Here is a 25,475-nt window from a genome sequence, read left to right on the forward strand (position 1 = left end):
TAGAGTTTGGCTTAAGTGTTTACATTTAAGCCAGACGGTTACCATAGCTGTCTGTTAGCAGTCTTTCGAACCCCCGATCACCAATCTAGATTCACTTCTTCTAAAAATCTTGTCTTTGGTGGTCAAAAATTTACAATTTTTTGACATTCAGGGGAAGATTATATGCACTTAAGTTGGGATTTGGATACAATCATTTTTGTCACTTTTTTAATTTTTACCTTAGCAGTAGGTCTATTTTTTAGTCGTGGTATAAAAAATATTAACGAATATGCTATAGGCAACCGCAATTTCTCCACCAGCACTATAACTGCGACAATTATTGCCACTTGTATTGGTGGTGGTTTCTTTTCTGGAGCAGTCAGTGAATCTTATAAACAAGGTTTATACTTTATCATTCCGGCAATTGGTGAACCTTTAGCTCTCATAATTGTTGGTTACTTATTAGCTCCACGTATGGCAGAGTTTTTGGGTAATCTTTCCATAGCTGAAGCCATGGGTACTCTTTATGGTAAGAAAGTTCAATTGATTACAGCTATAGTAGGCATTTTCCTTTGCACAGGAATAGTTGCATAACAATTTAAGGTTTCATCTACCATGTTACAACTTTTCTTTAATGTTTCTAGTTTTTATGCTGTTTTGGCAAGTGCTGTTATAGTAATATTATATTCAGCTTTTGGTGGTATAAAGGCTGTTACTTTTACAGATATAATACAATTTCTTACTTTTGGTACTATTATTCCTATAATTACCCTGATCATTTGGGGAACTCTGCATGATCCTCATAAAGTTTTTGTAACAATTAATGAGAATCCTTTATTTGATTATAGGCAACTATTTAATTTCAACTCTGAGTCTATAAGTTCTTTTTTGACGTTATTATTTTTTCTAATTCCAGGTTTTCAACCGGTTTTCTTTCAAAGATTGGCAATGGCTAAGAACATCATACAAGCTAGACAGTCTTTTATAACAGCAGGTTTAATATGTCTTGTGATGTTAGTAGTAATAATGTGGGTTGGAATATTATTACTGGCAGACAATCCTAATCTTAATCCCAATAACTTGTTAGCCCATATTATAGAGAATTACAGCTATCAAGGATTAAGAGGACTTACTGCTATAGGTATTATTGCGATAATCATGTCTACGGCAGACTCATATATTAACTCTGCAGCTGTATTATTTACTAATGATATTTTAAAATTATTAGATTTTGAGATTATAAAAAAGATTCGTAATCTTAGTGATCTAATTATATTACGTGTTTTTGCTATTTTTGTTGGTATTTCTGCTATTTCCCTAGCTTTAAAAGAAAGTAGTATATTTGATTTACTGTTAGAAATATTAGGTTTTTATATGCCTGTAGTTTCTGTACCTTTCCTTTTAGCAATCCTAGGCTTTCGTAGTAGCAGTAAAGCAGTATTAACAGGAATGTTTGCTGGATTTATTACAGTAGTTAGTTTTAAAGTCTTAGGTGTAAAAATGAAGCCTGTCGTACCAGCTATGGTAGCTAATTTGTTAACTTTGATGTTTATCCATTACTTTTTTAAACAAGCTGGTGGTTGGATTGGTGTAAAAGATCCCAGCCCTATAATCGCTCTTAGACTTGAACGTAAAAGAAAATTCAGAAGAATTATTAGTTTAATCAAACAATTTAATCTGATAAATTTTTGTAAAGGTAATCTACCAAAAAATGAAATTACTTATTTTCTATTTGGCTTCTTTGCAATAATATCCACTTATTCATCGTTATTTACTATTTCAGAATCTTATAGCACAAAATATGCTGATATTTATCACTTCATTTATCATTCAGTATTAATAATAGCTACCGGGCTTGCAATTTATCCGATATGGCCTCATAAATTTAGAAACGAGAGCTTTATAGCATTAGCTTGGAATCTAGGTGTTTTATATCTGTTGGTTTGTGTTGGAATTATGCTGATTATGATTAGCGAATTTCATCAACTACAATTAATGATATTTATTATTAACTTATTAGTTACGGGAATATTGCTTAGGTGGCAGATAGCTTTATTTATCACAATTTTTGGTACATTCACATCATTGCAATTTTTTAAATGTTGCATGGGTAAAGACTATTTAACTAGTAATTTAGGTAGTATTCAATTTCAAATAAATTTATTTTTGTTGCTACTGAGTAGTGTATCAATAGCATTTCTAAAACCAAAACTAAAATATGAAGAATTATATGAAACCATGAAGAGTGCATGGGAAAAGAAATCAAGAAAACTAACTCATGATTTGATAAAAGTGGCACAACATGAAGAAGAGTTTTTTAGTAGAATAGAAGGTCAGGAACAACAACAACTCCATAGCTTGCAACTCCAACTTAAAGCATTATATACAAAACTACAAAAAACAGCTAATAAAGACCAAATTTCTCGGATTACTGAAGACTTATGTGAAGTGGCAAAACGAATAGAGGCAGGAGTTTTATATCTTTCGACTATTACTCACAGAGTAAGACGTCAAGTGCATATTAAGCTTACTAAAGTTAACATTATGGATTTAGTAAATGAAGTAGTAGTAGAATGTGAAAAATTATCTGAACAACCATTACGATTTGTTAGTCAATATAAAATAAAATATCCTAACATAATATGCGACCCAGAAAAACTGAAGGAAGTAATAAAAAGCCTGTTGATTCATGCTATCAACAATAATGTCGATAGTAATCTGGTGGGTATTTTTCTAGAGGATGATATTCTAGATTTTGAACTAAATATATCAAAAACTACTAAAAGTAAAAAACCAATTGAAGCAATAAGACTAACAATAAAAAATCAAGGAGATCACCTTACTGAACAACAACTTAAATTAATTTTTACTCCAACTTTTAGGCAAACTAATGAACTAACTTTTTTTGAATGTTCTAATATTATAGATGCTCACTATGGGAATTTTAAGGTTGATAATAACCAAGATAAAGGTATAAATTATAATATCACTATTCCTGCTAATATTAAGGAGATTCGACCTAAAGTAATGGATTTGCCTGATATAAGGATTGAGAACTTTGAAAAGATTACAGAAATATTTTTACAGGAACAAAAGGATGACAGATTAAACATAGCACAAAAATTACTGAAAGCAGGAGTTGACTTTGATATTATTGAGCAAGCTACCTTAATTAAAAAAGAAGAAATTACCAATATTAAGGTTATTTGAAAAATGGTGGCTATTACCAACATCTTTTTAAACCAAAAGTATGTTGGTAATAGTAAGTTCTAACAGAGGATCGCTCCTTGATCATGTCGTACTCAGTAATTTGTTATTAACACTTCATTAGATGTTCTTCGGTAATTTGATATCGAATATTTGATTGTAATAGTACTAATGTTAAAATCTTTATATAACTCTCTAATAAAGCTGGTATCACTGTTAGAGATCATAAGCTTGGTTCCTTTGTTAGATAATTCTATAGCAAAGCTCTTAAGCCTTACTTGATCATTTTCAGCAAACGGTACTCTAGTATAAAAACATTCACCTGATTTATGATATGGCGGATCAAAGTAAACAAAATCATTAGCTTGTGGTTCTATAAAAGAAAAATCTCCTGCGTAAATTGTCGTATCTTGTAAAGTACTGCTACATTGATTAAGTGTAGTAATAAAATTATCAGAATTAGCATAGTTTCTGCTAGAGCAAGACATTAGAATTTGATTATGTTTATTCACTCGGTATATTCCCCTAAAAGAATATCGATTTAAATATAAAAATCTTGCTGTAATTTCAGTAGGGTCATTGCTATTAATATTGTTATCTCTAACTTGGTTATAATATTCTTTATTATGTTTTAGCCGATATGATTCACATAGCTCTATAATTTTTGCTGGATTCTTTTTAACAGCATTATAGCTGGTGACAAGCTCAAGATTAATGTCAGATAGAAAACATTTATTAAATATATTTTTTATTTGAAAAAACAGTGCTCCACCACCAAGAAAAGGCTCATAATAATTATTTAAACCTAACGGAATGCGTTCTATCAGTTTATCAACTATTTTTCTTTTGCCCCCTAGCCATTGGAAGAACGGTCTAATAATTGAGTTAGTAGGGTTAATGGCAGTTATTTTAGTAATTGCTATGCTTGTATTGTCATTTATAAAAGTTTGTTGTTGCATCATGTTTAGTTCATTCTTTAATTATTCTCTAGAAAATCATAAGAGATTAACTAAAAACGAATAGTTGGCATTTTCACCTATTATTCTTGCTAATAAACTTCATACCATAGTAGAAATTTAAGAAATAAAAATGATCAATTTAAAATAATTAATTTTTATATTGAGTGATGCTACTTGCAATACTAGCAGTAGCAGGGTGCTTAAATATTTGGCTAGAAAACAGAAAATCAATTAATTGTCTATGGTTATAAATACCAATTTTATTTTTAGCATTTGTTATATGTTTTTCTGCAGTTCTGTACGATATGCCTAATCTACTTGCTATGTGCTTTTTAGGAAAACCGAGAGCTGCAAGTATCAGGCATTCCATAGCTCTTTGAGTAAGAATGAAAGACTTGCCTAAATATTTTACGTTAATTTTAGTTATTTTCATAATAGGGTTATTTTAGTTAGTTGCTTAAAACCCTTTCAGGAAATAATTCTGCCAAGCTATTGGGGCTAAAAATTTTTACGTATAAGTTATTATTGTGTAAGTTTTGGCAGTATGAATTACTGCATCTTATACTACCTAGAACTAGGCTAACATAAAGACTTACAAGACTAATAAACTGTTCAAAAGATTCAAAGTTGCTAAGGTAGTAGCTAATAATTTCCGGACTATTAGTTGATGGCAAAAAGTAAAACCCTTCAATTTTATCTTTAGTTCTTTGGTAAATGGCAAAACTGTTACATGCTTGCTGACTGTAGAATTGTATTAGAGATTGGTAGCTTAGATTTTTATTTTGGATATTTTGGCTATTGTTAATATTTTTGGTGCAAAATTTTCTTGTGCAAAAGCCCATAGTTGTCCCATCGCTTAAAAATTGACGATAGCCAAATTCCTGAATATTTAAGCTAAATATAGCCGTCAATTGGTCAGTTATCTTTGCTTGTAATTCATTTTTTACTAACTCAGCAAAAACAAATTGATTGATTAAACATTTACTCATTGTATTTTCAGCTGTTTGTTTATCCCTTTGTTCATAATTACTCTCATTGCTTTGGTAAAAATCATGCTCTTGTTCAACTAAATCAAGTTGTAATCCATATTTGATAGCTTTTTTGTTCATAATTTTTACTCTAATTGCTGTTATTGTTCAGATTATGACAGGGATTTTTCTTAAAACAATAGGCTTTTCATTGCATGAAATGATCTTTTGTATTAAAAAGAAAGACTAAAGCAAAAAAATAATTTAAATTATTTCATATTGTGAAATTTATTTTATCAAATGTACCTTTAACTTCCACTTGCCACTACCCCGCCTAACAGTATCGTTTTATCTCTGCAGTGAAATAAGCAAATGACCTTGGGTGTTGAAGTTGATGCTGGCAAATGCGAACTACTACTTGCTCGATTTTTTGGTAGATAAAATCTTTGCTAATACCGCTTTCTAACCATTCTATAAGCAACGACGCATCTGTTGGTAAAGGCATATCGTGCTTATTGAACAACCTTTGTAGCTTTTGAGTTAGTTCAGCTATTTCGGTTTTTGCTAATTTGGCAATCACTGGTGACTTATCCACATGCCTATCATCATCCTCTAATCTTATATCAATATAATTATCTTTAGACGCGTGCGCGCGTAGGTAATACGATCGTATTACGGTCGTATATACGGTCGTATCATTAGAGGGGGTATCTTTTTCCCCTGCGAATTCGATAAGTTGACTGCGATGTTTCTCCCATCTCTTTGCTATATTCAAGGAATTTTGCTGTGATACTTTTATGAGTTTTTGGTATTCGTTTTTCAACTTCAAATGTGTAAAAGTTTTATCAGAAAAAATGAAAAAATTTTGCAAAATTTTTTTATAATTTTGCCATTTTTTTAGCGAAATATTTAAAAAATGTGCTAATTTTTGGTCATTATTTGGCAATTTTCCGCCACTTATCCACATATGTTCAAGTAGTCTAATGTAAATTCCTAATTCATCATGTCTAAGTAAATTAGTGCCATGAAGAAAAGATGATAGAGAAAAGGGTTTGCTCTTAGATTTTAACATAATAATCTCCTATAATTTTAGATAATTTAGCTGTAAAAACTCATAAAAAACCCTCAAGAAATGGCAAAAAAAACTATACGAGCGTATAAATCAAAAAAAAACCTAAAAAAATGCAAAAAAAATCCCAAAAAAGTTATAAAAAAATCCAAATTTTACCTCTTATCCACAGGGTAAAAAAACTTATCCACGTGATATCCACATATTACACACATATTTATCCACAAATTAATGCACGGATTTTGTGGATAACTTTTATCACTTAATGCCTAAAATTAAGAAGATTTTATTGATATTTACAACTAATAATAACCTTGTTGTTTCGCTTAACTATAAAAACATATAATCAACTTAAATGATTATAATGTAATAAAAATAAGACTATTCTCTACCACTTACTGCCTAAGTAATTGGTCGATAAAAATGGAGATTTATAACGAACTGACAGTATCAGTAGCTAAAATCTATTTCAGGTTTGGGAGGGTTCTTTTTATTTTTTAGTTCTTCTTCAAATATTTGGTCAGAAAGCTTAAAAAAAATGTTGGCATCAACTGCTCCCTTAGTAACCGTGTAAATTTTGAGCATAGCTTTAGGTCCAGGTATTGTTTCTTCGTAGACATATTTATGTACTAAACTTTGATTCTTACCTATTATTTTAGCAAATTCTCGTACGGACACTTTAGACAATTCTAACCATGTGAGTAATTTCATAGCGATTAGTATTAAGATTTAATCCTTATTAACAAAACACTATTAGTTGTCTAAATACAAAGAATTTAAAAAAAATTTCACATCATGAAATTTTTTTTACATATAAAACCAAATAAGGCAGGAGTTTATCGGTTGTAGATCATTTCACGTTATGAAATGACTATTGTAAATCAAAAAGAAGTAGTTAACAGTAATATAAAAACAGTAGGGCTGAAAGATTAACAACAGAGGAATATTATGAAAAATGCCTATATACATCAGATAACAAAGAAAATAGACAATGATAAACGAGCATCAGAGGAAATTTATCAAGCAATCATAAACAGATTAAAAATTATTGGTAAAGACAAAAAGCTCACTAACCAAGAAACTCACGCAGCAGCTAGGAATCTAATTGGCTTCTGCCAAGAAATTATAAATTACAAAATAAAAAAGCAAAGGGATAAGAAAATACCATAGGATGGACAATATGAGCTAAAAAATAGGACTTTAAATTAGCAACAGTGCAACAGAGCTGAAGGATAAAAAATTAAACCTTAGCTAGGTGTTTAGTCCCAGGGTGTAATGTTGTATATTATAAAGAATTACCATCAAGAGAGGAATTATGGGACAAATATTACACGGCTGTGCCAAAACGACAGAGGCAATACGTTTCGCAATCCAAAATAGTCAAGAGAGCTTAAAGACTTTAGCAAGAAAATATTCTATTAATCCTAAAACAGTTGCTAAGTGGAAGAAACGAACTACATTACAAGATACTTGTATGGGTCCCAAAGAACCATCTTCTACAGTATTAACTTCTGAAGAAGAAGCTATGTGTATAGCATTTCGTAAACACACTTTATTATCTTTAGATGATTGCTTATATGCTTTACAAGTTAGTATTCCCAAGCTTACTAGATCTTCTTTACATAGACTTCTTCAACGCCATAATGTTAGTAGGTTACCGGAAGTAAAAGGAAATAACAAAACCAAGAAGAAGTTTAAACTTTATCCAATTGGTTATTTCCATATAGATATTGCTGAAGTCAAAACAGAAGAAGGTAAACTCTATCTATTTGTTGCTATTGATCGCACTTCAAAGTTTGTGTATGTAGAACTTTTACCAAGATGTACCAAGACAGAAACAGCACAATTTCTTCGTAATTTAATTAAAGCTATACCTTATAAAATTCATACTATTTTGACAGATAATGGTATTCAATTTACTAACAGAACAGTAGATAAGCATGCTTGGATGCATATTTTTGATCGTATTTGCTATGAATACAATATTGAACACAGGCTAACAAAAGTTAATCATCCATGGACTAATGGACAGGTAGAACGTATGAATCGTACTATTAAAGAGGCAACTGTTAAACGTTTTTATTATGACAATCATCAGCAACTTAAACAACATTTATATGATTTTATCAATGCCTACAATTTCGCAAAAAGACTTAAAGCTCTTAAAGGTTTAACTCCTTATGAATTTATCATAAAAACATGGACATCTGATCCAAATAAATTTATTATTAACCCTAACCTCCACTCCCTGGGACTAAACACCTAGCAAAAGTAGTATTTACGGTACTGAGAAATGATTAGACATATAGTGAAACAAAAGTATGTTACTAAAAGTTTAATATTAATTATTTTTATGATGGTGGCTGATTTTTTAAAAATTTAAATAATTAAGGTTTAAATTTTAAAAAATCAGCGGTTGGAATAAAATAATTAAAGTAAGGAATTCCTACCAAGGAATATGCGAGAGATGATAATATTGATGGTGAATAAGACAAACCTTAGCTTACGAAAAAACTGATACCGTCATAGGCTCATAGAAGCCGTCGCAATGATAATGTTAAAGTTCGTAAGTTAGTAGCGAATTCCATCAGGGCTAAGGCACATTATTGGTGCGCCACGAAGTGTAAATAAGCTAGCTGTTGCAAGAGCAGCCATAGAAGTGTTGACCTAGCACACTATGTATCGAGTCTTGAGCTGAGTTTGGTAACAAAGTCAGTTAAGCGTAGACAGAAATATTATAGGCCGTAAGCCGTAAGGTTGAAGCAATTGAGCCTCGTTAATGTCTTCTTTTGAGATCGCAGACTGTGTCAATAAACAGGAATGCAACAACATACATATCATAAATAGGCAGATATGTATGGGATCTCCGGGGTCTGAGAACATGGCATGTAATAAAAGTTTATTTATAAACGTGGGATATCCTATATTTTCTCTGAATTAGGAGTATTAGCTAACAAGTGTAAAAGCGAGGAAGCTGAAAAGAAATATAGGAAGTCAGATCCAGCATAGTACTGATGAAATTGGGTAATGCCAATGGAGGGAAGGCTGGTGGGTAAAATCGATCTCTAGAGGGAAATGTTATGATAACAACAGATTATCAAGTAATAACAGAAACAAAACTAAAGAGAATAGCATGGTTATCTTCATTGGATAAAAGTAAGAGATTTAACAACCTCATGCATTTGTTTAGTGAGAACGCACTTGCTGTCTGCTATCATGAGCTGGATGTTAAGAAAGCAACTGGAGTAGATGGAGTAAACAAAACTAATTATGGCTTAAAACTTACAGAAAATATTGGAAAATTGTCTGATAAACTAAAGAGGATGGCTTACATACCGGGCAATATTCGAGAGGTAAAAATACCGAAAGAAGGAAGCAATGGCAAGACTAGAACTTTAGGTATCAGCAACTTTGAAGATAAAATATGTCAGAAGATGATGCACAAAGTGCTTGAAAGTATATATGAGCCAATATTCTTGGAATGTTCCTATGGTTTCAGAACGGGAATAGGGTGTCATGATGCAATAAGAGGATTAACGCAACATCTTTATAGCAATGAGGTAGAGAGTGTAATAGACCTAGATTTGGCTAACTTCTTTGGTACTATTGATAGAAGGATATTGATAGAAATGCTGCAAGAGAAAATTCATGACAAGAAACTAATAAGATATATAATCCGCATGTTTAAAGCTGGAATATTGTCTGAAGGAGAACTGATTGTTCAAGAAGAAGGGACGATTCAAGGAAACATTGCTAGTCCCATCCTTGCAAATATTTTTGCTCACTATGTTTTAGATGAATGGTTTGAAGAAGTGGTAAAGCAACATTGCAGAGGAACAGTAGCATTATTTCGCTACTGTGATGATGGTGTAATATGTTGTAGATACCAGGAGGACGCCAAGAGAATAAAAATAGCTTTAGCAAAACGACTTGAGAAGTACAAACTTAAACTCAACGAAGAAAAGACCAAAATGGTTAGATTTTCAAAGAGAAAATTTTCTCAGAACGAAAGGCAAGAGGCTTTTGATTTTTTGGGTTTCACCTTTTATTTTGGTAAGTCTAGGAAAGGTAAAATAATACCTAAGGTAAAGAGTTGTAGTAAACGAATAAGTGCCAAACTGAAGAAGGTCAATGACTGGTGTAAGGACATTAGAAACAAGCATAAACTGCATGTCATATGGAGAAGTTTTTGTAGCAAGTTGAGAGGGCATATACAGTATTATGGTGTGACTTTTAATATTAAAGCAGTGAATGGCTTCATAAGGCAATCAGTGAAGACATTGTTTAAGTGGTTAAATCGTCGCAGCCAAAGAGAATCATTCAGTTGGGAGAAGTTTTGTCTGTTTATCGAATGCAATCCATTACCAAAGGTAAGAATATACCACTCCTTAATGCAAGGCAGTATGTGAATGATGATATCTTGAGCCCATTGCCTTAATAGGGCACGATGAGGTTCTAACGAGGGGCGTAAGTGGCAACGCTTACGTCTACTCTATATAATTTTGCTTTTCAAAAATTTTCTTTAAAAGAGCTTGAAAAGTGTAATGATATAGAGTTTTTAAAAGGAAACGGCTTGTCTAAAACAAAAATTGGTAGTAATGAAAAATATGAATGTATTTTATATGGCGAATTGTATACATTATATAATAATCTATTTATAAAGGAAATCTACAGCAGAACCGATTTAAAAGGAAAAGTTTTATCAAAAGAAGGTGATGTATTAATACCATCAACAACAACTGCCGATGCAGATGGCATTGCAATAGCAAGAACTTTATGTAAAAGCAATGTTATTATAGGTAGTGATATTAACATTATCAGAATACATGATAAAAATAGAATAAATCCGCAGTATTTATCTTTAGTCTTAAGCTATCCATTAAAAAGTGAATTGGCTAAATATGCAAGAGGAGCTAATATATTGCACCTTAATAATACAGATATAAAAAAGATAAAAATACCAATACCAAGTTTAGAAGAGCAAGAAAATATTATTAAATTATATCAAACAAAAGAGCAGGAAATCGAAGATTTTAAAAATAAAATCAAATTATTAGAAATGGATATGAAAAATAGCATAGAGGGTGCTTTTTTTCAGTCTAAACTCCATAACTCATGTATGAACCTGCCCGATTCTGTAGTTGCTGATAAAGGTTATGATGCTGACGAACGTATGAGAAATAAGCTAAAAGAAGAAGGTATAATAGCTGTAATTCCCTCCAAAAAAGAATCGCGTAATCCAGATTGATTATGATAAAGATATGCATAAAGCTAGACATTTAATTGAGAATTTTTTTGCAAAATTTAAGCAATATAGGGCTATCGCAACACGACATGATAAAACATCTCAGAACTTTTTAGTCGCTTCGCTCAGTACATGACAAAAAGATTAATATGACATAATAATGGGCAATCTGGGAATTAATGGTTTAATAAACATGTCAATAATGCTAGTTAGTTCCTTATGCATTTTATCTTGATTTAAATATGTTCTTTGTAAATAATCAAGTCCATATCTGAAAATTGACATTGCTTTTCTACCGTGGGCTTTCATTTTATAGGTTTAACCCGGATATTGCATGATAGAAATGAACCAATTGTGCTAGCCTTTGTCTCATGAGGGCTACAGGCTAAAGTATATAAAATTTTAAATATACAATTTGTATTTTTGTGCAATTCTTCCAAACTCCTTATATTACAAGGGGTTCAGAGATAAATATTGATACCTTCATGCAATATCCGGGTTAATGGAATGTCTCCATATGCCAACAGTATAAGCAAATGTAAAAGCTATAGCTAATATTCCTAGTAATTTGCTTATTCTATCTAAATGTACCAAATGAGTATTTTCAAAATTAAAACCCCTAGGCTGTGTGAACTATAGTGACCCCAATTGTCAAACCAAAAAAAATAAGTTAATCCGTTTTTAACTATATAATGACGCCTTTTGCATTTAAATATAGTAGTTGTTATATTCTAGACTTTTGACGGGTCGACTAGCTATACTTTCTTCAAAAAGAACAAACTTTTTATCGAGCAAATTCAGTTGTTTTTTCTTTTCCTCTTCCGTTAAGAAAGAATATTTAATACTATTGTAGACGACTTGTTTTAATTGATCATAAGAAGGCTTATAACGACTAATAAATAATAAATATTCTTGAGTTAAATTATTGCGGGATACTCCTGCATCATCAGTACAAATGGCAATTGGTATCCCATAACGCATATAGAGCTTGATAGGATGGTTATCACCTGCAATGCCTAAAATAAATTCATTACTAGTTAAATTAATTTCAATAAGTGCATTCTTTTCCAGTAATGTACTTATTAGTTGGTAAGGATTAGATTCATGCATAATATCTACCCCGTGACCAATACGATCTGCATCAGCTATCAATATAGCATCACGAATATGATGGCGTAGCCCTTCTGGAGGAACTTGCCCTAATGCTAATTCACCCGCATGCAAGGATAATTTAACATTAGGAAATTTCTGTTTAAGAAAACGAAACATTTTCATATGTAATGTATAATCGTTGATAGCAACAACTAAATGTTCTGCCCCCACTATATTTACACCAACTATTTTACGATTATTTTGTGCCAAAGAGAAAGCGGAATACAAGCCAGAAAACACCAGAGAGGGTTTATTACCACGAAATACATATGGTTGAAACCTCATGGTAAACCGCTCATCATCAATATCTCTAGATTTATCTGTTACCATCGTTGAATAGTAAGTAATATCTTGCTGTATAACTTTATCCTGTTCTAACAACAACATAGCTTTTTCTAAAACCTGATTAATAGTAAGGTCATCTGTATTGCTTGTTAATTTGTTGATATCGTCTAGAGCAACATTTGTACTAATAGGGGCAAAAGGGAATATAGTTTCTATATATTGTACATTTTCTGCTTCCGCTCTTTTCTTTAAATCCATCAAACCATCTTGAATAATATAGTCTTCTAAGAAACAAAAATAGTTAAAACAATCAAAGAATCTTTCATCCGGTGCTAATTGCTCGCGAGAATGATTGCTAAAATTTGCTGTTGACCAAACTGACAAAAGCTGATTATATTTCGGTATATCAGCACGAAGTTCGTCTACAGTCATAGATGTTTTTGTAGGTTTTTTAAGAATTTGATAACTGTTAGGATCAATACAGAACCCTTCTTTTTTAACATAATCTAAGAGAGTTTCGGCATGAATAGCACCGATAAAATGATGATGAATATCACCACCCTTGGGCAATATATTTACCAACATGCCAATCTCTGCTATAGGGGGATCATTGGAAGTTATTAAATTATTGTAGTAATCACGTGTAATGAGATAATGATCATTTTCATTTGTTTTTACAGTGTCTGCGTGAGTCTGCATTATTAAATATACTACCAATTAATAAGTATTGGAGTAATAAGTCTTGGTGAAATCACGGGCTTCTTGAAGTCTAATATTAGTTATCATATAATTATTTTTGCATTACGTGTGTTTAGTAAAAGCACAAAGTGAATGTTAATGGAATGGGCCAGTTATATCGCATTCACGTAGGTTGTAATAATTACAAGCTATATACTAATAACAACAGAGTATTGGTGACCCCTACGGGACTTGAACCCGTGTTTTCACCGTGAAAGGGTAACGTCCTAACCGCTAGACGAAGGGGCCATAAACTCTTTAAGTTCGTCTATATACTCTTAAATTTGCAAGGAGTATGTTCGAATGATTTAAGAACTATCAGCGTTCATTTTATACAGTATCCATGAAATATTGCAAGCATGATTTTATCGGTTCTTTTTCTTTTTTCCCTCAGTAGTTTTATTAAACCTACCAATATTCTTTACAAATTTTTGTAGTCCGTTTAATTCTGTACCATAAGTTTTCGTATATTCCCCCATTATAGTTATATCATCTTTATGCGAATCACTAAGTACTAAAACTTCCTCAATTACATTTTTTTTATTAAAAGTAATTTTTACTATTTTTTGTTCCATTACTTTTGGTTCAAACCATGCTCTCCTAGCTAAAGAACGTTGAACATAATACCAAGTATTAGGAGTATAGTCGGGTATAATTGTTGGTGTACCAATTAAATCTTCTACTTTCGATTTGTTAAATCTTTTTTCTTTAAGTGTATCTAATAAATTATCATCAACATACTGTCCCCTTGATTCTATAGTTTGGCAACTACACAATGTGAGTAACATAGATGAAATAAGAAAAGTTCGAATTATAATAAATTTCATAAATTTTATGTTTAAAATACCTAGATTTTGTAATGGAAGTATAATATACTGCTCCATCGATTTGACAAACACTTTTTATCCTAAAGTGTAATTTTTAAGAGGCAATATGGCAGTTCCAAAAAAGAAAACATCAAAATCAAGACGTAATATGAGACGTTCTCACCTTGCGCTTGGTAAAATTAATGTAATAATAGATTCTCAGACAGGGGAATATAAACTTCCTCATCATATATCTTTAGCTGATGGCACATATAATGGTCGTCAAGTTATTGTTAAGAAGCAAGAAAAAGATGAAGAAGTAGCATAAACCACAATGGCTTGTAAAATTCTTGGATGTGGTTTCTATTTGCCGGAGCGTGTTGTTACTAACGCAGAAATATCATTATCGGTTGATACTAACAACGAGTGGATTCGTTCAAGGACTGGTATATTAGAGAGGCATATTGCGGCTGATAATGAGTATACATCACATTTAGCTGTTAAAGCCAGTCAGGATGCTATAGATGACGCTGGATTAAAGGCATCATCTATAGATTTGATAATTACTTGTACCACTACTCCGGATAATAGTTTTCCTTCTACCGCCTCTAAGTTACAAGGTTATCTAGGGCTTGGTAATGTGCCTTCATTTGACTTACAAGCAGTGTGTTCGGGTTTTGTATACGGTTTACATGTTGCTGATTCTTTAATGAAATCCAGAAAATATAAAACAATATTATTAGTTGGTGCTGAAAAAATGTCGTCTCTAATAGATTGGAGTGATAGAGCTACTTGTATTTTATTTGGTGATGGTGCTGGTGCAGTAGTCTTGCAATATAGTGATGATAGCTCTGGTATAATAGATAGTAATATTTATTCGGATGGTCGTTATCACGATATTCTTTACACTGATGGTGGTGTAAGTAGCAATGGCAAAATCGGTGCAATAAAAATGAAAGGACAGGAAGTTTTTAGACATGCAGTAGAAAAGATGAGTAAGACAGGTGAGGAAATATTGCGTAATAATAATTTTACCGTAGAGAATGTTAATCATTTTATTCCACATCAGGCAAATGTAAGAATTATAGATGCAGTTGTAGAACGACTAAAAATTGATCCTAGTAAAGTAGTAAAGACAGTGGAAAAACATGCTAATTGTTCCGCTGCTTCAATTCCTCTAGCACTTGCTTCTTTAAAATCTTATGGTAATATTAAAAAAGGTGATATATTGCTTTTCACGGCTATTGGTGCTGGAGTAAGTTGGGGATCGGCTTTAATCAGATGGTAACAACTATGGCTAACCTGAATAGTATTTGTTTATTTGTTCTAACGGAAAATATGTCATTCCTGCGTAGGCAGGAATCTATCATAGATTGTCATTATAGCCTATGCGGGGATGTGGCAATTACTATCAGACTAAACCTTTTTTGAGTTAGCTATATGGTCGATTTAGGGGAATTTTATGATGATGAGGAAAAAGAAACTAGTTCTAGTATATCTAAATCAGTTAACTATACATCTATTACTAAAGAAAAGATCGCTTGTATGTTAAAAGCTAAATTGGGGCTATCAAGTCTTATATGTGAAGAAATAGTTAATCAAATATTTAACAATATTCAGCAAATGGCAAGCAAGCAAAGATTGACGTTAGCAGGTTTTGGTATTTTCTGTACTAGAATAAAAAAGCCTAGACCTGGTATAAATTTTCATACAAAAGAAGTAGTGATAATTCCAGAAAAAGAAGTAATACGTTTTATACCAGCCAGAAAATTAAAATTATTAATTAATAAAAATGCAGGATAAAAAATATTATTCTATTGGGGAAGTAACAAAACTTCTAAATATTCACTCTTACCAGCTAAGATATCTAGAGCGTATGTTGCCAAACCTAACTATACATAAGATACGTAATAGACGATATTATACAAGTCAGGATATTGAATATTTGAAGACCCATATGACAACAAAGAGTGTCCCTATAGAATTAGAACAGCCTCTTGACCTACTGGATAATCAAGTAAATAAGATTGATTGCCTAATTAAAAATTTTTATGATTTATCGTTAACTATCCAACAAATTCTGTCTAAGGTTGGTATATAGCTAGACACTTATATCATAATTTAAAGATATAAGTGTCTAGGTTTTATTTTCGGTATAAGGAAATTTTCTATATAAACTTCAAATACCTTACTATTACAACTCTCAGTAAAGACTAGTGATACCAAATTGCGTTAACAATATAGAGTTATATTAACAGGGTCTACTGTCGTAATATTTTGTAACATAATGTAACTTGCATATGATCGGTTAAAATACTAAAATGACTTAGATTTCTTAAATTAGCAGAATTGACCAATGCAAGTATCAATACTAAATCCCGTGAGTTGTTACGGGGTAGGCGTTCATTCTGGTAACATTACTCAGTTGACTTTAAGGCCAGCCGCAGAAAATACTGGTATTGTTTTTGTCAGAACTGATGTAAGGCAAGAGATAAATTTTATTCAAGCTAGTTGTTTGAATGTATCAAAGACTTCTTTATCTACTACCATAAAAAATGAGCATAATATTTCTGTTTCAACTATAGAGCATTTAATGGCAGCTCTTTGGGGATGTGGAATCGATAACTTAATAGTTGAAATTGATGGTCCTGAAGTGCCGATAATGGATGGCAGCAGTAAAGCATTTGTTTTTATGATAGAATGTGCTGGCAGACAATTACAAAACGCTCCAAAGAAATACCTAAAAATCTTAAAAGAAATTAGAGCTATTCACAAAGATTGCGAGTTAGTATGTAGTCCTGCTCGTAGCATGACGATTGATATGACAATAGATTTTGCTAGTAAAGCTATTGGTAAGCAAAATTTACTCTTTTCAGAAAATGAATCTTTCAAAAATAATATTGCTGATGCTAGAACTTTTGGATTTGTTCATGAACTTGAATATTTAAAAAGTAAAGGTTTGGCACGTGGTGCCTCTCTCGATAATGCTATAGGTATAGATCAAGATATTATAATAAATCACGATGGCCTTAGATATAGCGATGAATTTGTGCGGCACAAACTTCTCGATCTATTCGGAGATTTATATACTACAGGAGGTCATCTAATAGCTAACATCACTGGTTATAAAACTAGCCATGCTCTAAATAATCAATTTTTACGACAAGTATTTAGCGACCCTAGCGCCTATCAATGGGTTAGTGATAGAGAAATTTAAATTTTATTCACGGAGCTTAAGTATCCAAATTTAAGTCTATAATATACTTTGTGTATGCGTCAAGATAAGGTGTATTCATTACAGCATCTTCAGCCAATTTCTCAAAAATCTTTTGCCATACACCTTTCGTACTCCATCTTGTATGACGCGTGTGAATTACCCTAAAATCCCCGAAACGTTCAGGTAAATCTCTCCATGGTATACCAGCTCTATCCTGATATAAGACAGCTTCGATAAATATCCGGTTATCTTTGGTTATTATCCCAACAGTCTCCTGTCTTCCAGGCAAAATATCTTTGATTCGTTCCCACTGTTCATCACGTAAAGCATATCTTCTCATATAGAAAAATTATTATTGCTTTCTCTATATTAAACTCTTTTTTTATCCTAGACACTTATATCATAATTTAAAGATATAAGTGTCTAGTACTTGGCTAATTGATCCCAATCAATCAAACTACAAAGCAATTAGTGCCTATAAAAAAGCTGGTTTCCAAATAGTAGATAGCTTTGCTCCATCTACAGGCTATTTTAAGGATGTACCACATTATTTAATGATTCTGAAGAATTAAAAAGCAATTATTTTTTCAGAAAACTATTAGTGTTGGTATGTTTATAGTCTATAATGTTATTATTATGGAGGAAAATAATATGCAAGAATTTGATTTAATAGTGATTGGTAGTGGTCCTGCTGGTTATACAGGAGCAATAAGAGCAGCCCAGTTAGGTATGAAGGTTGCCTGTATAGAGAAAAGGGTAACGCTTGGTGGTACTTGCCTAAATGTTGGCTGTATTCCTTCCAAGGTATTGCTAAATTTCTCTGAGAAATATCATGAAGTATTGAACCATTGTACCGATATTGGCATTATGACCTCAGCCAAACTTGATTTACAAAAAATGATGACTAAAAAAAGTCAGATAGTATCAGACTTATGCAAAGGCATAGAAAGCTTGTTTGCAAAAAATAAAATCACTAAATTTACAGGAAGCGCCAAATTTATTTCAGCCAATCTTGTCGAAATTACTAACGGTACATCAATTGAACAGATATCGGCTAAAAATATTTTAATTGCTACTGGCTCTGATATTATTGAAATGCCCAATATTGTTGTTGATGAGGAATATATAGTTTCATCAACGGGAGCTTTGAGTCTTGCTAAAGTCCCAGAAACTATGGTAGTGATTGGTGGTGGTTCTATCGGTTTAGAGCTTGGTTCGGTATGGAATAGGCTTGGTTCTAAAGTAACGGTTATTGAATATGCTGGAAGTATTGTGCCAGCTTTAGATAAAGAGATTATTGGTCAATTTACCAAAATCCTGCAAAAGCAATCTATTGAATTGCGATTAAATACTAAGGTGCTGTCTGCTGAGAAAAAAGCAGGAAAAGTTATTTTGAATATACAACAAACAGCTGATAACTTAGTGCAACAAATAACTGCTGATATAGTGCTATTGGCTGTTGGTAGAAAAGCCCATACAACAGATTTAGGTTTAGATAAATTAGCTATTGAAACGGACAAACAAAATAGAATTACGGTAAATAGCCAGTTCCAAACAATAATTCCGAATATTTATGCTGTCGGTGATGTAATTGCTGGTCCTATGCTTGCTCATAAAGCAGAAGAGGAAGCTGTTGCTGCCGCTGAAATTATGGCAGGCTTAGCAGGTCATGTTAATTATAATCTTATTCCAAGTGTTATCTACACTTATCCAGAAGTGGCAAGTATTGGTTTAACAGAAGAACAATTAAAAGAAGCTAAGATTGATTACAAAGTTGGTAAATTTCCATTTTTGGCAAATAGTCGAGCGAGAAGCACAGGTTCTACTGATGGGATGGTGAAGATATTAGCTGATAGCGTAACGGATAAAGTGCTTGGAGCACATATTATAGGTCCTTCAGCTGGTACTATGATTGCAGAGCTTGTAGCATTTATGGAATTTGGTGCTTCCTCAGAAGATATAGCCAGAACTTGCCACGCCCATCCTACCTTGAGTGAAGGCATAAAGGAAGCGGCTTTGGCTATAGATAAGAGGGCTATTAATTTTTAGGAAGCTTTACCATCTATTGAGTATCAACTCAAATAATTTTAAGAAATCTATTAGTGAGAGAATAATTTTGGTTATACTAGGAATTGACCCATCTTTAGCTGGTATGGGGTGGGGGGTAATTGATACTGATCCTCTGAAATATTTAGCTAGCGGGGTTATAAAGACTAAATCAACTGAACTGATGCATAAAAGACTAGCTTTCATTGTTGCGTCCTTGCAAAAGGTAATAATACAATATCAACCTGTTGTTGTTGCGATGGAGGAGACCTTCGTTAATATGAATAGTGTATCATCTTTAAAATTGGGATATGCTAGAGGAGCGGTCATGTCGCTTATTGGAGGATATGATGTTGCTTTTCAAGAGTTTAAACCTAATGTTATTAAGAAATCGGTAGTGGGCTATGGTCATGCTGAAAAAAATCAAGTTTTGCAAATGATTAAGCTTTTACTACCAGGGACAAGTAGCATTAGTAACTTTGATGAAGCGGATGCTCTTGCGGTGGCTTATGTTTGCTTTGCTTATACCCCAAAAGTTTAAAAAATTAATATATAAATATATGTCACGAAACCAAAAACATCCAGGATAGAAAGATTTGAGTATGCCAATTATTGTTTTAGTAGAGCCTCAAATGGGTGAGAATATTGGTGCCGTTGCCAGAGCAATGAAAAATTTTAATGCTTCAGAATTGCGAATCGTTGCTCCGAGAGATGGTTGGCCAAGCAAACGGGCGCGTAGTGTGGCAGTATCGGCGGTGGATATCCTAGATAATGCTAAGATTTATGATAGTTTGGCAGCAAGTATTGAAGATATTGAGTATTTATATGCAACAAGCGTAGCATCACGTAATATCAATAAAGATTATGTTCTGTCAGAGAATTTAAATCAAGATTATCCAGTAGGTCTTAAGGTAGGTATCATGTTTGGTCGTGAAAGTTGTGGTCTACAAAACATAGAAATTACTCATGCCCACAAGATTATTAACATTAATACTGGAGATTTTAGTTCCCTGAATATTGTCCAGTCGGTAGTTATTATATGTTATGAGCTATTTCGTAATAAACAGTCGAGAATAAATGCTAGTAATGAACAGGAGTTAGCGTCAAGAGGAGAATTAGGGTATTTTTTTGAACATTTATTTGCTGAATTAAATAACAAAACTTTCTTTAAAGTTCCTGAGAAGAAATTACATATGACGCAAAATATTATGAATATTTTTACTCGTATAGATAAATTATCTACTGCAGAACTACAAACTTTAAGGGGGATAATTACAACTTTAAGTTCATAAAAATAGTTAATATAGCCAAGTTTATTAAAAACACTTTGCTTTTATAAAAAAATTAGCTATAGTTCCACCTGTTGCCTCTTAAAGTGAAAGTGGTAAGGTATATAGTTTTTCGTAACTTTAAGGATTTGTATATATTCTTATTAGATTAAGAGTCAAAAGAAATAATTTTGGAGTATTGGATGCCAACAAATAATCAGTTAGTACGTTTTGGAAGACAGTCGAAGATTCGTAGAACAAAATCCCCGGCTTTGGAATCCAATCCATTTTTGAAAGGTGTTTGTGTAATAGTGAAGACTGTTACTCCTAAGAAGCCTAACTCTGGCCTTCGTAAGATGGCACGTGTTCGCTTAAGTAATGGACAGTATGTTAATGCTTATATACCTGGTGAAGGACATAATTTACAAGAACACTCGACAGTATTGGTCAGGGGTGGAAGGGTTCCTGATCTTCCAGGTGTTAAGTACCATATAGTACGCGGTGCTTATGATACTCAGGGTGTAAAAAATCGTAAACAAGGACGCTCACGTTATGGTACGTCAGCGAAGCAGCAAGCTGTAAAAAAATAATTTGAAATAGAGAGATAAGATGTCACGTCGTCATGCCGCAGAGAGAAGGGTTGTCTTGCCTGATATGAAGTATAATAGCCCTCTGCTTGCTAGGTTCATTAATAATATTATGAGAGAAGGGAAAAAAGCTCTAGCTGAAAAAATAGTATATTCTGCTTTTAGTAAGATAGAGAAAAAGCATAAGGTAGATCCTTATGAAACTTTTAATAATGCAATGAATAATGTTAAGCCATATCTTGAAGTTACGTCAGTACGGGTAGGTGGGGCAAATTATCAGGTCCCGTCTCCTGTTGATGAAAGAAGAGGATATGCACTTGCATCACGTTGGATTATTAATGCAGCAAATAAACGTTCTGAGAAAATGATGATTGATAAGTTGGCAGAGGAATTATTTGAAGCGTCAAATAGTAGAGGAGTCGCTATTAAAAAGAGAGAGGATACCCATAAAATGGCTGAAGCTAATAAAGCTTTTGCTCATTTTAGTCCTAAAAAATCGTAACCAAGGTAATTAAGTTATATGTCAACTACGGAATTTTCTCTTGCTAATACTCGTAATATCGGGATTTGTGCTCATATTGACGCTGGTAAAACTACTACAACCGAGCGTATTCTTTTCTATACTGGAAAATCACATAAGATTGGTGAAGTCCATGAAGGTGGTGCTACCATGGATTGGATGGAACAAGAACAAGAACGCGGTATTACCATTACTTCTGCTGCTACTACTTGTTATTGGCAAAATAAGAGAATTAATATTATTGATACACCAGGTCACGTAGATTTTACTATAGAAGTAGAGAGATCTCTGCGTGTTCTTGATGGAGCAGTAGCGGTATTTGATGGTGTGGCTGGTGTTGAGCCGCAATCAGAGATAGTATGGAGACAGGCTGATAAATATGGAGTGCCTAGAATGTGTTTTGTCAATAAGATGGACAGAATGGGTGCTAATTTTTATCAATGCGTAGAAATGATCAAAGATCGTCTTGGGGCAAAACCTCTGGTAATTCAGTTACCAGTTGGTATTGAAGAAAATTTTAAAGGAGTTATTGACCTAGTTAAGATGAAGGCAATAATTTGGAAAGATGAATCTCTTGGGGCTGAATATTCATACCAAGACATTCCTAGTGATATGCTAGAAAGGGTTGAAGAATATCGTGCCTTGCTTCTTGAAATGGTTGCTGAGATTGATGATCATTTGATGGAAAAATATTTGTCAGCTGAGGAGCTTACTGAAGAAGAAATTAAATCAGCAATAAGGAAAGGGACAATTGATAGAGCTTTTTTCCCGGTATTATGTGGTAGTGCTTTTAAAAATAAAGGTGTACAGCCTTTGTTAGATGCAGTTGTTGATTATTTACCTTCACCGGTTGATATTGGAACCGTTAGAGGGGTAGATGTTGATTCTGGAGAAGAAAAAGATTTTAAAATTTCAGCCTCTGAGCCTCTTGCTGCTTTAGCATTTAAAGTAATGACAGATCCATTTGTTGGGTCTCTTACATTTGTTAGGATTTATTCTGGTAAGATTAGTTCTGGTGTTACCGTGATTAATACGGTAAAGAACCAAAAGGAACGAGTAGGTAGAATGTTGCTTATGCATGCTAATGAAAGGGAAGATGTTAAAGAAGCTTTGGCAGGAGATATTGTTGCTTTAGCTGGTCTTAAGAATACTACTACTGGTGATACTTTGTGTGGTGCAGATAAGCAGGTTATTTTAGAGAGAATGGAATTTCCTGAACCGGTTATTGAATTAGCCGTAGAACCAAAATCAACTGCCGATCAAGAAAAAATGGGAATGGCTTTGTCTAGGTTGGCTGCTGAAGATCCATCTTTTAGAGTGTCGACTGATCAAGAAAGTGGTCAGACTGTTATTAAAGGTATGGGTGAGCTGCACCTAGAGATCATGGTTGATCGTATGAAACGTGAATTTAAAGTTGAGGTTAATGTTGGAGCACCACAAGTAGCTTATCGTGAAACAATTACTAAGAAGTGTGAGATTGATTATACACATAAAAAGCAATCTGGTGGAGCTGGGCAGTTTGCACGGGTTAAAATAATATTCGAGCCTCAAGAAGCTGGGGAAGGATTTATTTTTGAAAGCAAAATTGTTGGTGGAGCTATACCAAAGGAATTTATTCCTGGTGTTGAAAAGGGTCTAAATAATATTAAAGATACAGGGGTAGTTGCTGGCTATCCGATGATTGATTTCAAAGCAACTTTGATAGATGGAGCATTCCATGACGTGGATTCAAGTGTACTAGCATTTGAGATAGCTACCAAGGCTGCTTTTAGGGAAGGTATGCCGAAAGGTAGTCCAAAGTTACTTGAACCAATTATGAAAGTGGAAGTGATTACTCCAAATGAATATATGGGTGATATTATTGGCGACCTAAATAGTCGTAGAGGACAAATGCAAAGCATGGATCCAAGAGGTAATGCACAAGTTATAACTGCCAATGTACCTCTAGCTGAAATGTTTGGCTATGTTAGTACTTTGCGTTCTTTATCGCAAGGTAGGTCTCAATATAGTATGCTTTTCTCTCATTATGAGCAAGTACCATTACAGGTGGCTGAAACTATTAAAGCTAAGAAATAAAAATATTTTCCACGTAAAGTATTAGTGGAATATATATAATGTGCTATTGTAATTTATGGTGATTTAATAAGTTGGGTGTGGTCAAAGTCATTGCGAGAAGACCGTAGGTCGACGAAGCAATCCACAATAGACTTGCTGCATAAATCAAAGATAGTTGAGGGATTTTTAGGAGAAACGAAGCCGAGTACCGCAGCGTACACGGACGTACGTGAGGAGCGGAGGCGAGTTTCGACGACAAAATCACCAACTAGATTGACTTATGCAATAAGTCTAATAAGTAACCAAAATGGATTGCTTCGTAGGCTTACGCCTACTCACAATGACATTGGTTGTTTTTTCTATAACTTTTAAATTGCTGTGATTGTAATTTATTAAGAAATAGTTTGATTTTTTAATAAAAATATGATAGGAGTGTAGCTCAATTGGTAGAGCATCGGTCTCCAAAACCGAAGGTTGCGGGTTCGATTCCTGTCGCTCCTGCCAATATAATGAGTTCGTATAATATGTTAAAGGAAAATATAGTATATAAATTTTACGGGCAAGTAAAGCAAGAAGTTTTTAGAATTGTTTGGCTTGGTAAGAAGGAATTGATAACTTCAACTATTATAGTAGTAGTGGCTGTATTTATTTTTAGTATAATTTGTTTGGTATTAGACTACGGTATACATAGTATAATGCAGCTTTTACTTAATATTGGGAAGTAGGAATACTCAAATCAGATCAGAAGAATAAAGAATAAGTTTAAGGAAAATTGTGGTGCAGTGGTACGTTATTCATACATTATCTGGTTCAGAAAAGCGTGTAAAGCAAATGATTCTTGATCAAATTGCTAAGCAGGGTATGTCGGAGTTTTTTGAGGATATTGTTGTTCCGGTTATTGAGGTGCCTGAAGTTAAACGTGGTAAGAACATCAAGACAGAAAAGAAATTTATGCCTGGTTATATTCTGATTAAAATGAAGATGACCGATGATACTTGGCATTTGGTAAAAAGTGTAACTAAGGTTACAGGTTTCTTAGGTGGTAAAAGTACACCGCAAGCTCTTAGTGAAAAAGAAATACAAAATATTTTTAGCAAACTTGAGTCTGAAACCAAGGACGCTAGAATTTCGAAATTGTATGAGATTGGTGAAGCAATAATTGTTACTGATGGTCCATTTGAGACTTTTACAGGGGTTATAGAAGAAATTGATTATGACAAAAATAGGTTGCGTGTGTCTATATCTATTTTTGGTAAAGCGACTCCTATAGAATTAAATTTTACGCAAGTGAAAAAAAATAATTAGGCTGCTTTGTGGCGATTAACTGTCATCGCGAGGAGTGGCTTTGCGGCGGCGAAGCAATCCAATTTAATG

26 protein-coding genes, 2 tRNA genes and 3 pseudogenes are annotated in these 25,475 nt (G+C 33.1%); 20 read left to right on the forward strand and 11 right to left on the reverse strand.

The annotated features are described in order from the left end of the window. The first annotated feature begins 162 nt into the window (after positions 1-162). Positions 163-3,189: pseudogene (locus tag AAGD39_RS04100) on the forward strand (sodium:solute symporter family transporter). Between the two features lie 92 nt (positions 3,190-3,281). Here the strand turns inward: AAGD39_RS04100 and AAGD39_RS04105 are convergent. From AAGD39_RS04105 to AAGD39_RS04125, 5 genes are all read right to left on the reverse strand, one after another. Next, the gene (locus AAGD39_RS04105) at positions 3,282-4,148 is read right to left on the reverse strand and encodes a DNA adenine methylase (protein ID WP_375359756.1); all 867 of its coding nucleotides are present in this window, start codon (positions 4,146-4,148) and stop codon (positions 3,282-3,284) included. A gap of 145 nt (positions 4,149-4,293) precedes the next feature. Further along, positions 4,294-4,578 carry a helix-turn-helix transcriptional regulator gene (locus AAGD39_RS04110; protein ID WP_341756149.1) on the reverse strand — a complete coding sequence of 95 codons (285 nt, stop codon included), beginning with the start codon at positions 4,576-4,578 and terminating at the stop codon, positions 4,294-4,296. 16 nt (positions 4,579-4,594) lie between these two features. Next, entirely contained in the window at positions 4,595-5,254 is a 660-nt protein-coding gene (locus AAGD39_RS04115) for a hypothetical protein (protein WP_341756150.1), read from the reverse strand. Between the two features lie 193 nt (positions 5,255-5,447). Next, a complete protein-coding gene (locus tag AAGD39_RS04120; RefSeq protein WP_341756151.1) occupies positions 5,448-6,185 on the reverse strand; it encodes a DUF1376 domain-containing protein in 738 nt (245 codons plus the stop codon). A 447-nt stretch (positions 6,186-6,632) separates the two neighbouring features. Beyond that, complete coding sequence (locus AAGD39_RS04125) at positions 6,633-6,893, reverse strand: hypothetical protein (protein WP_341756152.1); 261 nt, start codon at positions 6,891-6,893, stop codon at positions 6,633-6,635. A gap of 237 nt (positions 6,894-7,130) precedes the next feature. Here AAGD39_RS04125 and AAGD39_RS04130 point away from each other — a divergent pair, with 237 nt between their 5' ends. The 4 genes from AAGD39_RS04130 to AAGD39_RS04145 all read left to right on the forward strand — a co-directional run bounded on the left by AAGD39_RS04130 (position 7,131) and on the right by AAGD39_RS04145 (position 11,430). Then, positions 7,131-7,352, forward strand: a complete 222-nt coding sequence (locus AAGD39_RS04130) for a hypothetical protein (RefSeq protein ID WP_341756153.1) — start codon at positions 7,131-7,133, stop codon at positions 7,350-7,352. Between the two features lie 145 nt (positions 7,353-7,497). Next, on the forward strand, positions 7,498-8,448 hold the full coding sequence (locus AAGD39_RS04135) for an IS481 family transposase (RefSeq protein WP_341756043.1): 951 nt from the start codon (positions 7,498-7,500) through the stop codon (positions 8,446-8,448). Positions 8,449-9,262: 814 nt separating this feature from the next. Continuing rightward, on the forward strand, positions 9,263-10,591 hold the full coding sequence (locus AAGD39_RS04140; RefSeq protein ID WP_341756154.1) for a reverse transcriptase domain-containing protein: 1,329 nt from the start codon (positions 9,263-9,265) through the stop codon (positions 10,589-10,591). Positions 10,592-10,653: 62 nt separating this feature from the next. Then, positions 10,654-11,430, forward strand: a complete 777-nt coding sequence (locus AAGD39_RS04145) for a restriction endonuclease subunit S (RefSeq protein ID WP_341756155.1) — start codon at positions 10,654-10,656, stop codon at positions 11,428-11,430. Between the two features lie 141 nt (positions 11,431-11,571). On the opposite strand, the gene AAGD39_RS04150 is transcribed toward AAGD39_RS04145, so the two are convergent. From AAGD39_RS04150 to AAGD39_RS04165, 5 genes and pseudogenes are all read right to left on the reverse strand, one after another. Beyond that, positions 11,572-11,712: a hypothetical protein gene (locus tag AAGD39_RS04150; protein ID WP_341756156.1), complete on the reverse strand. Its 141-nt coding sequence runs from the start codon at positions 11,710-11,712 to the stop codon at positions 11,572-11,574. Positions 11,713-11,934: 222 nt separating this feature from the next. Beyond that, positions 11,935-12,048 (reverse strand): annotated as a pseudogene (locus AAGD39_RS07045) (IS4 family transposase); the annotation flags it as partial. 87 nt (positions 12,049-12,135) lie between these two features. Next, positions 12,136-13,563 (reverse strand): adenosine deaminase family protein, encoded by a 1,428-nt coding sequence (locus tag AAGD39_RS04155; RefSeq protein WP_341756157.1) that lies wholly within the window; start codon positions 13,561-13,563, stop codon positions 12,136-12,138. A gap of 213 nt (positions 13,564-13,776) precedes the next feature. Then, a tRNA-Glu gene (locus AAGD39_RS04160) sits at positions 13,777-13,851 on the reverse strand. Positions 13,852-13,967: 116 nt separating this feature from the next. Then, complete coding sequence (locus tag AAGD39_RS04165) at positions 13,968-14,429, reverse strand: outer membrane protein assembly factor BamE (protein WP_341756158.1); 462 nt, start codon at positions 14,427-14,429, stop codon at positions 13,968-13,970. A gap of 106 nt (positions 14,430-14,535) precedes the next feature. Here AAGD39_RS04165 and rpmF point away from each other — a divergent pair, with 106 nt between their 5' ends. The 5 genes from rpmF (at position 14,536) to lpxC (ending at position 17,625) form a co-directional block, all read left to right on the forward strand. Further along, complete coding sequence (rpmF, locus tag AAGD39_RS04170; protein ID WP_341756159.1) at positions 14,536-14,736, forward strand: 50S ribosomal protein L32; 201 nt, start codon at positions 14,536-14,538, stop codon at positions 14,734-14,736. Positions 14,737-14,742: 6 nt separating this feature from the next. Next, positions 14,743-15,696, forward strand: coding sequence for a beta-ketoacyl-ACP synthase III (locus tag AAGD39_RS04175; protein WP_341756160.1), 954 nt, complete (start codon positions 14,743-14,745; stop codon positions 15,694-15,696). A gap of 257 nt (positions 15,697-15,953) precedes the next feature. After that, complete coding sequence (locus AAGD39_RS04180; RefSeq protein ID WP_341757227.1) at positions 15,954-16,211, forward strand: HU family DNA-binding protein; 258 nt, start codon at positions 15,954-15,956, stop codon at positions 16,209-16,211. Further along, positions 16,201-16,509 carry a MerR family transcriptional regulator gene (locus tag AAGD39_RS04185; protein WP_341756161.1) on the forward strand — a complete coding sequence of 103 codons (309 nt, stop codon included), beginning with the start codon at positions 16,201-16,203 and terminating at the stop codon, positions 16,507-16,509. The genes AAGD39_RS04180 and AAGD39_RS04185 overlap by 11 nt, the downstream gene beginning before the upstream one ends. 255 nt (positions 16,510-16,764) lie before the next feature. Then, the gene (gene lpxC / locus AAGD39_RS04190) at positions 16,765-17,625 is read left to right on the forward strand and encodes a UDP-3-O-acyl-N-acetylglucosamine deacetylase (protein ID WP_341756162.1); all 861 of its coding nucleotides are present in this window, start codon (positions 16,765-16,767) and stop codon (positions 17,623-17,625) included. Between the two features lie 55 nt (positions 17,626-17,680). On the opposite strand, the pseudogene AAGD39_RS04195 reads toward lpxC, so the two are convergent. Next, positions 17,681-17,965 (reverse strand): annotated as a pseudogene (locus tag AAGD39_RS04195) (transposase); the annotation flags it as partial. A 311-nt stretch (positions 17,966-18,276) separates the two neighbouring features. On the opposite strand from AAGD39_RS04195, the gene lpdA reads away from it, so the two are divergent. The 10 genes from lpdA (at position 18,277) to nusG (ending at position 25,406) form a co-directional block, all read left to right on the forward strand. Next, positions 18,277-19,674: a dihydrolipoyl dehydrogenase gene (gene lpdA / locus AAGD39_RS04200; RefSeq protein WP_341756163.1), complete on the forward strand. Its 1,398-nt coding sequence runs from the start codon at positions 18,277-18,279 to the stop codon at positions 19,672-19,674. Between the two features lie 67 nt (positions 19,675-19,741). Beyond that, complete coding sequence (ruvC, locus tag AAGD39_RS04205) at positions 19,742-20,212, forward strand: crossover junction endodeoxyribonuclease RuvC (RefSeq protein ID WP_341757228.1); 471 nt, start codon at positions 19,742-19,744, stop codon at positions 20,210-20,212. Between the two features lie 61 nt (positions 20,213-20,273). Beyond that, positions 20,274-20,963, forward strand: coding sequence for an RNA methyltransferase (locus tag AAGD39_RS04210; protein ID WP_341756164.1), 690 nt, complete (start codon positions 20,274-20,276; stop codon positions 20,961-20,963). A gap of 179 nt (positions 20,964-21,142) precedes the next feature. Continuing rightward, positions 21,143-21,529, forward strand: a complete 387-nt coding sequence (rpsL, locus tag AAGD39_RS04215; RefSeq protein ID WP_341756165.1) for a 30S ribosomal protein S12 — start codon at positions 21,143-21,145, stop codon at positions 21,527-21,529. 19 nt (positions 21,530-21,548) lie between these two features. Further along, positions 21,549-22,028 (forward strand): 30S ribosomal protein S7, encoded by a 480-nt coding sequence (gene rpsG / locus AAGD39_RS04220; RefSeq protein ID WP_341756166.1) that lies wholly within the window; start codon positions 21,549-21,551, stop codon positions 22,026-22,028. Between the two features lie 18 nt (positions 22,029-22,046). Beyond that, positions 22,047-24,122: an elongation factor G gene (gene fusA, locus AAGD39_RS04225; protein ID WP_341756167.1), complete on the forward strand. Its 2,076-nt coding sequence runs from the start codon at positions 22,047-22,049 to the stop codon at positions 24,120-24,122. A 90-nt stretch (positions 24,123-24,212) separates the two neighbouring features. Beyond that, complete coding sequence (locus AAGD39_RS04230; RefSeq protein ID WP_341756168.1) at positions 24,213-24,473, forward strand: hypothetical protein; 261 nt, start codon at positions 24,213-24,215, stop codon at positions 24,471-24,473. A gap of 56 nt (positions 24,474-24,529) precedes the next feature. Continuing rightward, positions 24,530-24,605 (forward strand) — tRNA-Trp (locus AAGD39_RS04235). 20 nt (positions 24,606-24,625) lie between these two features. Further along, the gene (gene secE, locus AAGD39_RS04240; protein WP_341756169.1) at positions 24,626-24,826 is read left to right on the forward strand and encodes a preprotein translocase subunit SecE; all 201 of its coding nucleotides are present in this window, start codon (positions 24,626-24,628) and stop codon (positions 24,824-24,826) included. 31 nt (positions 24,827-24,857) lie between these two features. Then, the gene (gene nusG / locus AAGD39_RS04245; protein WP_341757229.1) at positions 24,858-25,406 is read left to right on the forward strand and encodes a transcription termination/antitermination protein NusG; all 549 of its coding nucleotides are present in this window, start codon (positions 24,858-24,860) and stop codon (positions 25,404-25,406) included. The last annotated feature ends 69 nt before the right edge of the window (positions 25,407-25,475 follow it).

The sequence above is a fragment of the Candidatus Tisiphia endosymbiont of Nemotelus nigrinus genome, assembly GCF_964026475.1.
Taxonomy (GTDB): Bacteria; Pseudomonadota; Alphaproteobacteria; order Rickettsiales; family Rickettsiaceae; genus Tisiphia.

Excerpts from the sequence above, each read along its gene's own strand:
- AAGD39_RS04105 (WP_375359756.1), bottom strand. The coding sequence starts at position 4,148 with ATGATGCAACAACAAACTTTTATAAATGACAATACAAGCATAGCAATT.
- AAGD39_RS04110 (WP_341756149.1), bottom strand. The coding sequence starts at position 4,578 with ATGAAAATAACTAAAATTAACGTAAAATATTTAGGCAAGTCTTTCATT.
- AAGD39_RS04115 (WP_341756150.1), bottom strand. The coding sequence starts at position 5,254 with ATGAACAAAAAAGCTATCAAATATGGATTACAACTTGATTTAGTTGAA.
- AAGD39_RS04120 (WP_341756151.1), bottom strand. The coding sequence starts at position 6,185 with ATGTTAAAATCTAAGAGCAAACCCTTTTCTCTATCATCTTTTCTTCAT.
- AAGD39_RS04125 (WP_341756152.1), bottom strand. The coding sequence starts at position 6,893 with ATGAAATTACTCACATGGTTAGAATTGTCTAAAGTGTCCGTACGAGAA.
- AAGD39_RS04130 (WP_341756153.1), top strand. The coding sequence starts at position 7,131 with ATGAAAAATGCCTATATACATCAGATAACAAAGAAAATAGACAATGAT.
- AAGD39_RS04135 (WP_341756043.1), top strand. The coding sequence starts at position 7,498 with ATGGGACAAATATTACACGGCTGTGCCAAAACGACAGAGGCAATACGT.
- AAGD39_RS04140 (WP_341756154.1), top strand. The coding sequence starts at position 9,263 with ATGATAACAACAGATTATCAAGTAATAACAGAAACAAAACTAAAGAGA.
- AAGD39_RS04150 (WP_341756156.1), bottom strand. The coding sequence starts at position 11,712 with ATGTCAATTTTCAGATATGGACTTGATTATTTACAAAGAACATATTTA.
- AAGD39_RS04155 (WP_341756157.1), bottom strand. The coding sequence starts at position 13,563 with ATGCAGACTCACGCAGACACTGTAAAAACAAATGAAAATGATCATTAT.
- AAGD39_RS04165 (WP_341756158.1), bottom strand. The coding sequence starts at position 14,429 with ATGAAATTTATTATAATTCGAACTTTTCTTATTTCATCTATGTTACTC.
- rpmF (WP_341756159.1), top strand. The coding sequence starts at position 14,536 with ATGGCAGTTCCAAAAAAGAAAACATCAAAATCAAGACGTAATATGAGA.
- AAGD39_RS04175 (WP_341756160.1), top strand. The coding sequence starts at position 14,743 with ATGGCTTGTAAAATTCTTGGATGTGGTTTCTATTTGCCGGAGCGTGTT.
- AAGD39_RS04180 (WP_341757227.1), top strand. The coding sequence starts at position 15,954 with ATGTTAAAAGCTAAATTGGGGCTATCAAGTCTTATATGTGAAGAAATA.
- AAGD39_RS04185 (WP_341756161.1), top strand. The coding sequence starts at position 16,201 with ATGCAGGATAAAAAATATTATTCTATTGGGGAAGTAACAAAACTTCTA.
- lpxC (WP_341756162.1), top strand. The coding sequence starts at position 16,765 with ATGCAAGTATCAATACTAAATCCCGTGAGTTGTTACGGGGTAGGCGTT.
- lpdA (WP_341756163.1), top strand. The coding sequence starts at position 18,277 with ATGCAAGAATTTGATTTAATAGTGATTGGTAGTGGTCCTGCTGGTTAT.
- AAGD39_RS04210 (WP_341756164.1), top strand. The coding sequence starts at position 20,274 with ATGCCAATTATTGTTTTAGTAGAGCCTCAAATGGGTGAGAATATTGGT.
- rpsL (WP_341756165.1), top strand. The coding sequence starts at position 21,143 with ATGCCAACAAATAATCAGTTAGTACGTTTTGGAAGACAGTCGAAGATT.
- rpsG (WP_341756166.1), top strand. The coding sequence starts at position 21,549 with ATGTCACGTCGTCATGCCGCAGAGAGAAGGGTTGTCTTGCCTGATATG.
- fusA (WP_341756167.1), top strand. The coding sequence starts at position 22,047 with ATGTCAACTACGGAATTTTCTCTTGCTAATACTCGTAATATCGGGATT.
- secE (WP_341756169.1), top strand. The coding sequence starts at position 24,626 with ATGTTAAAGGAAAATATAGTATATAAATTTTACGGGCAAGTAAAGCAA.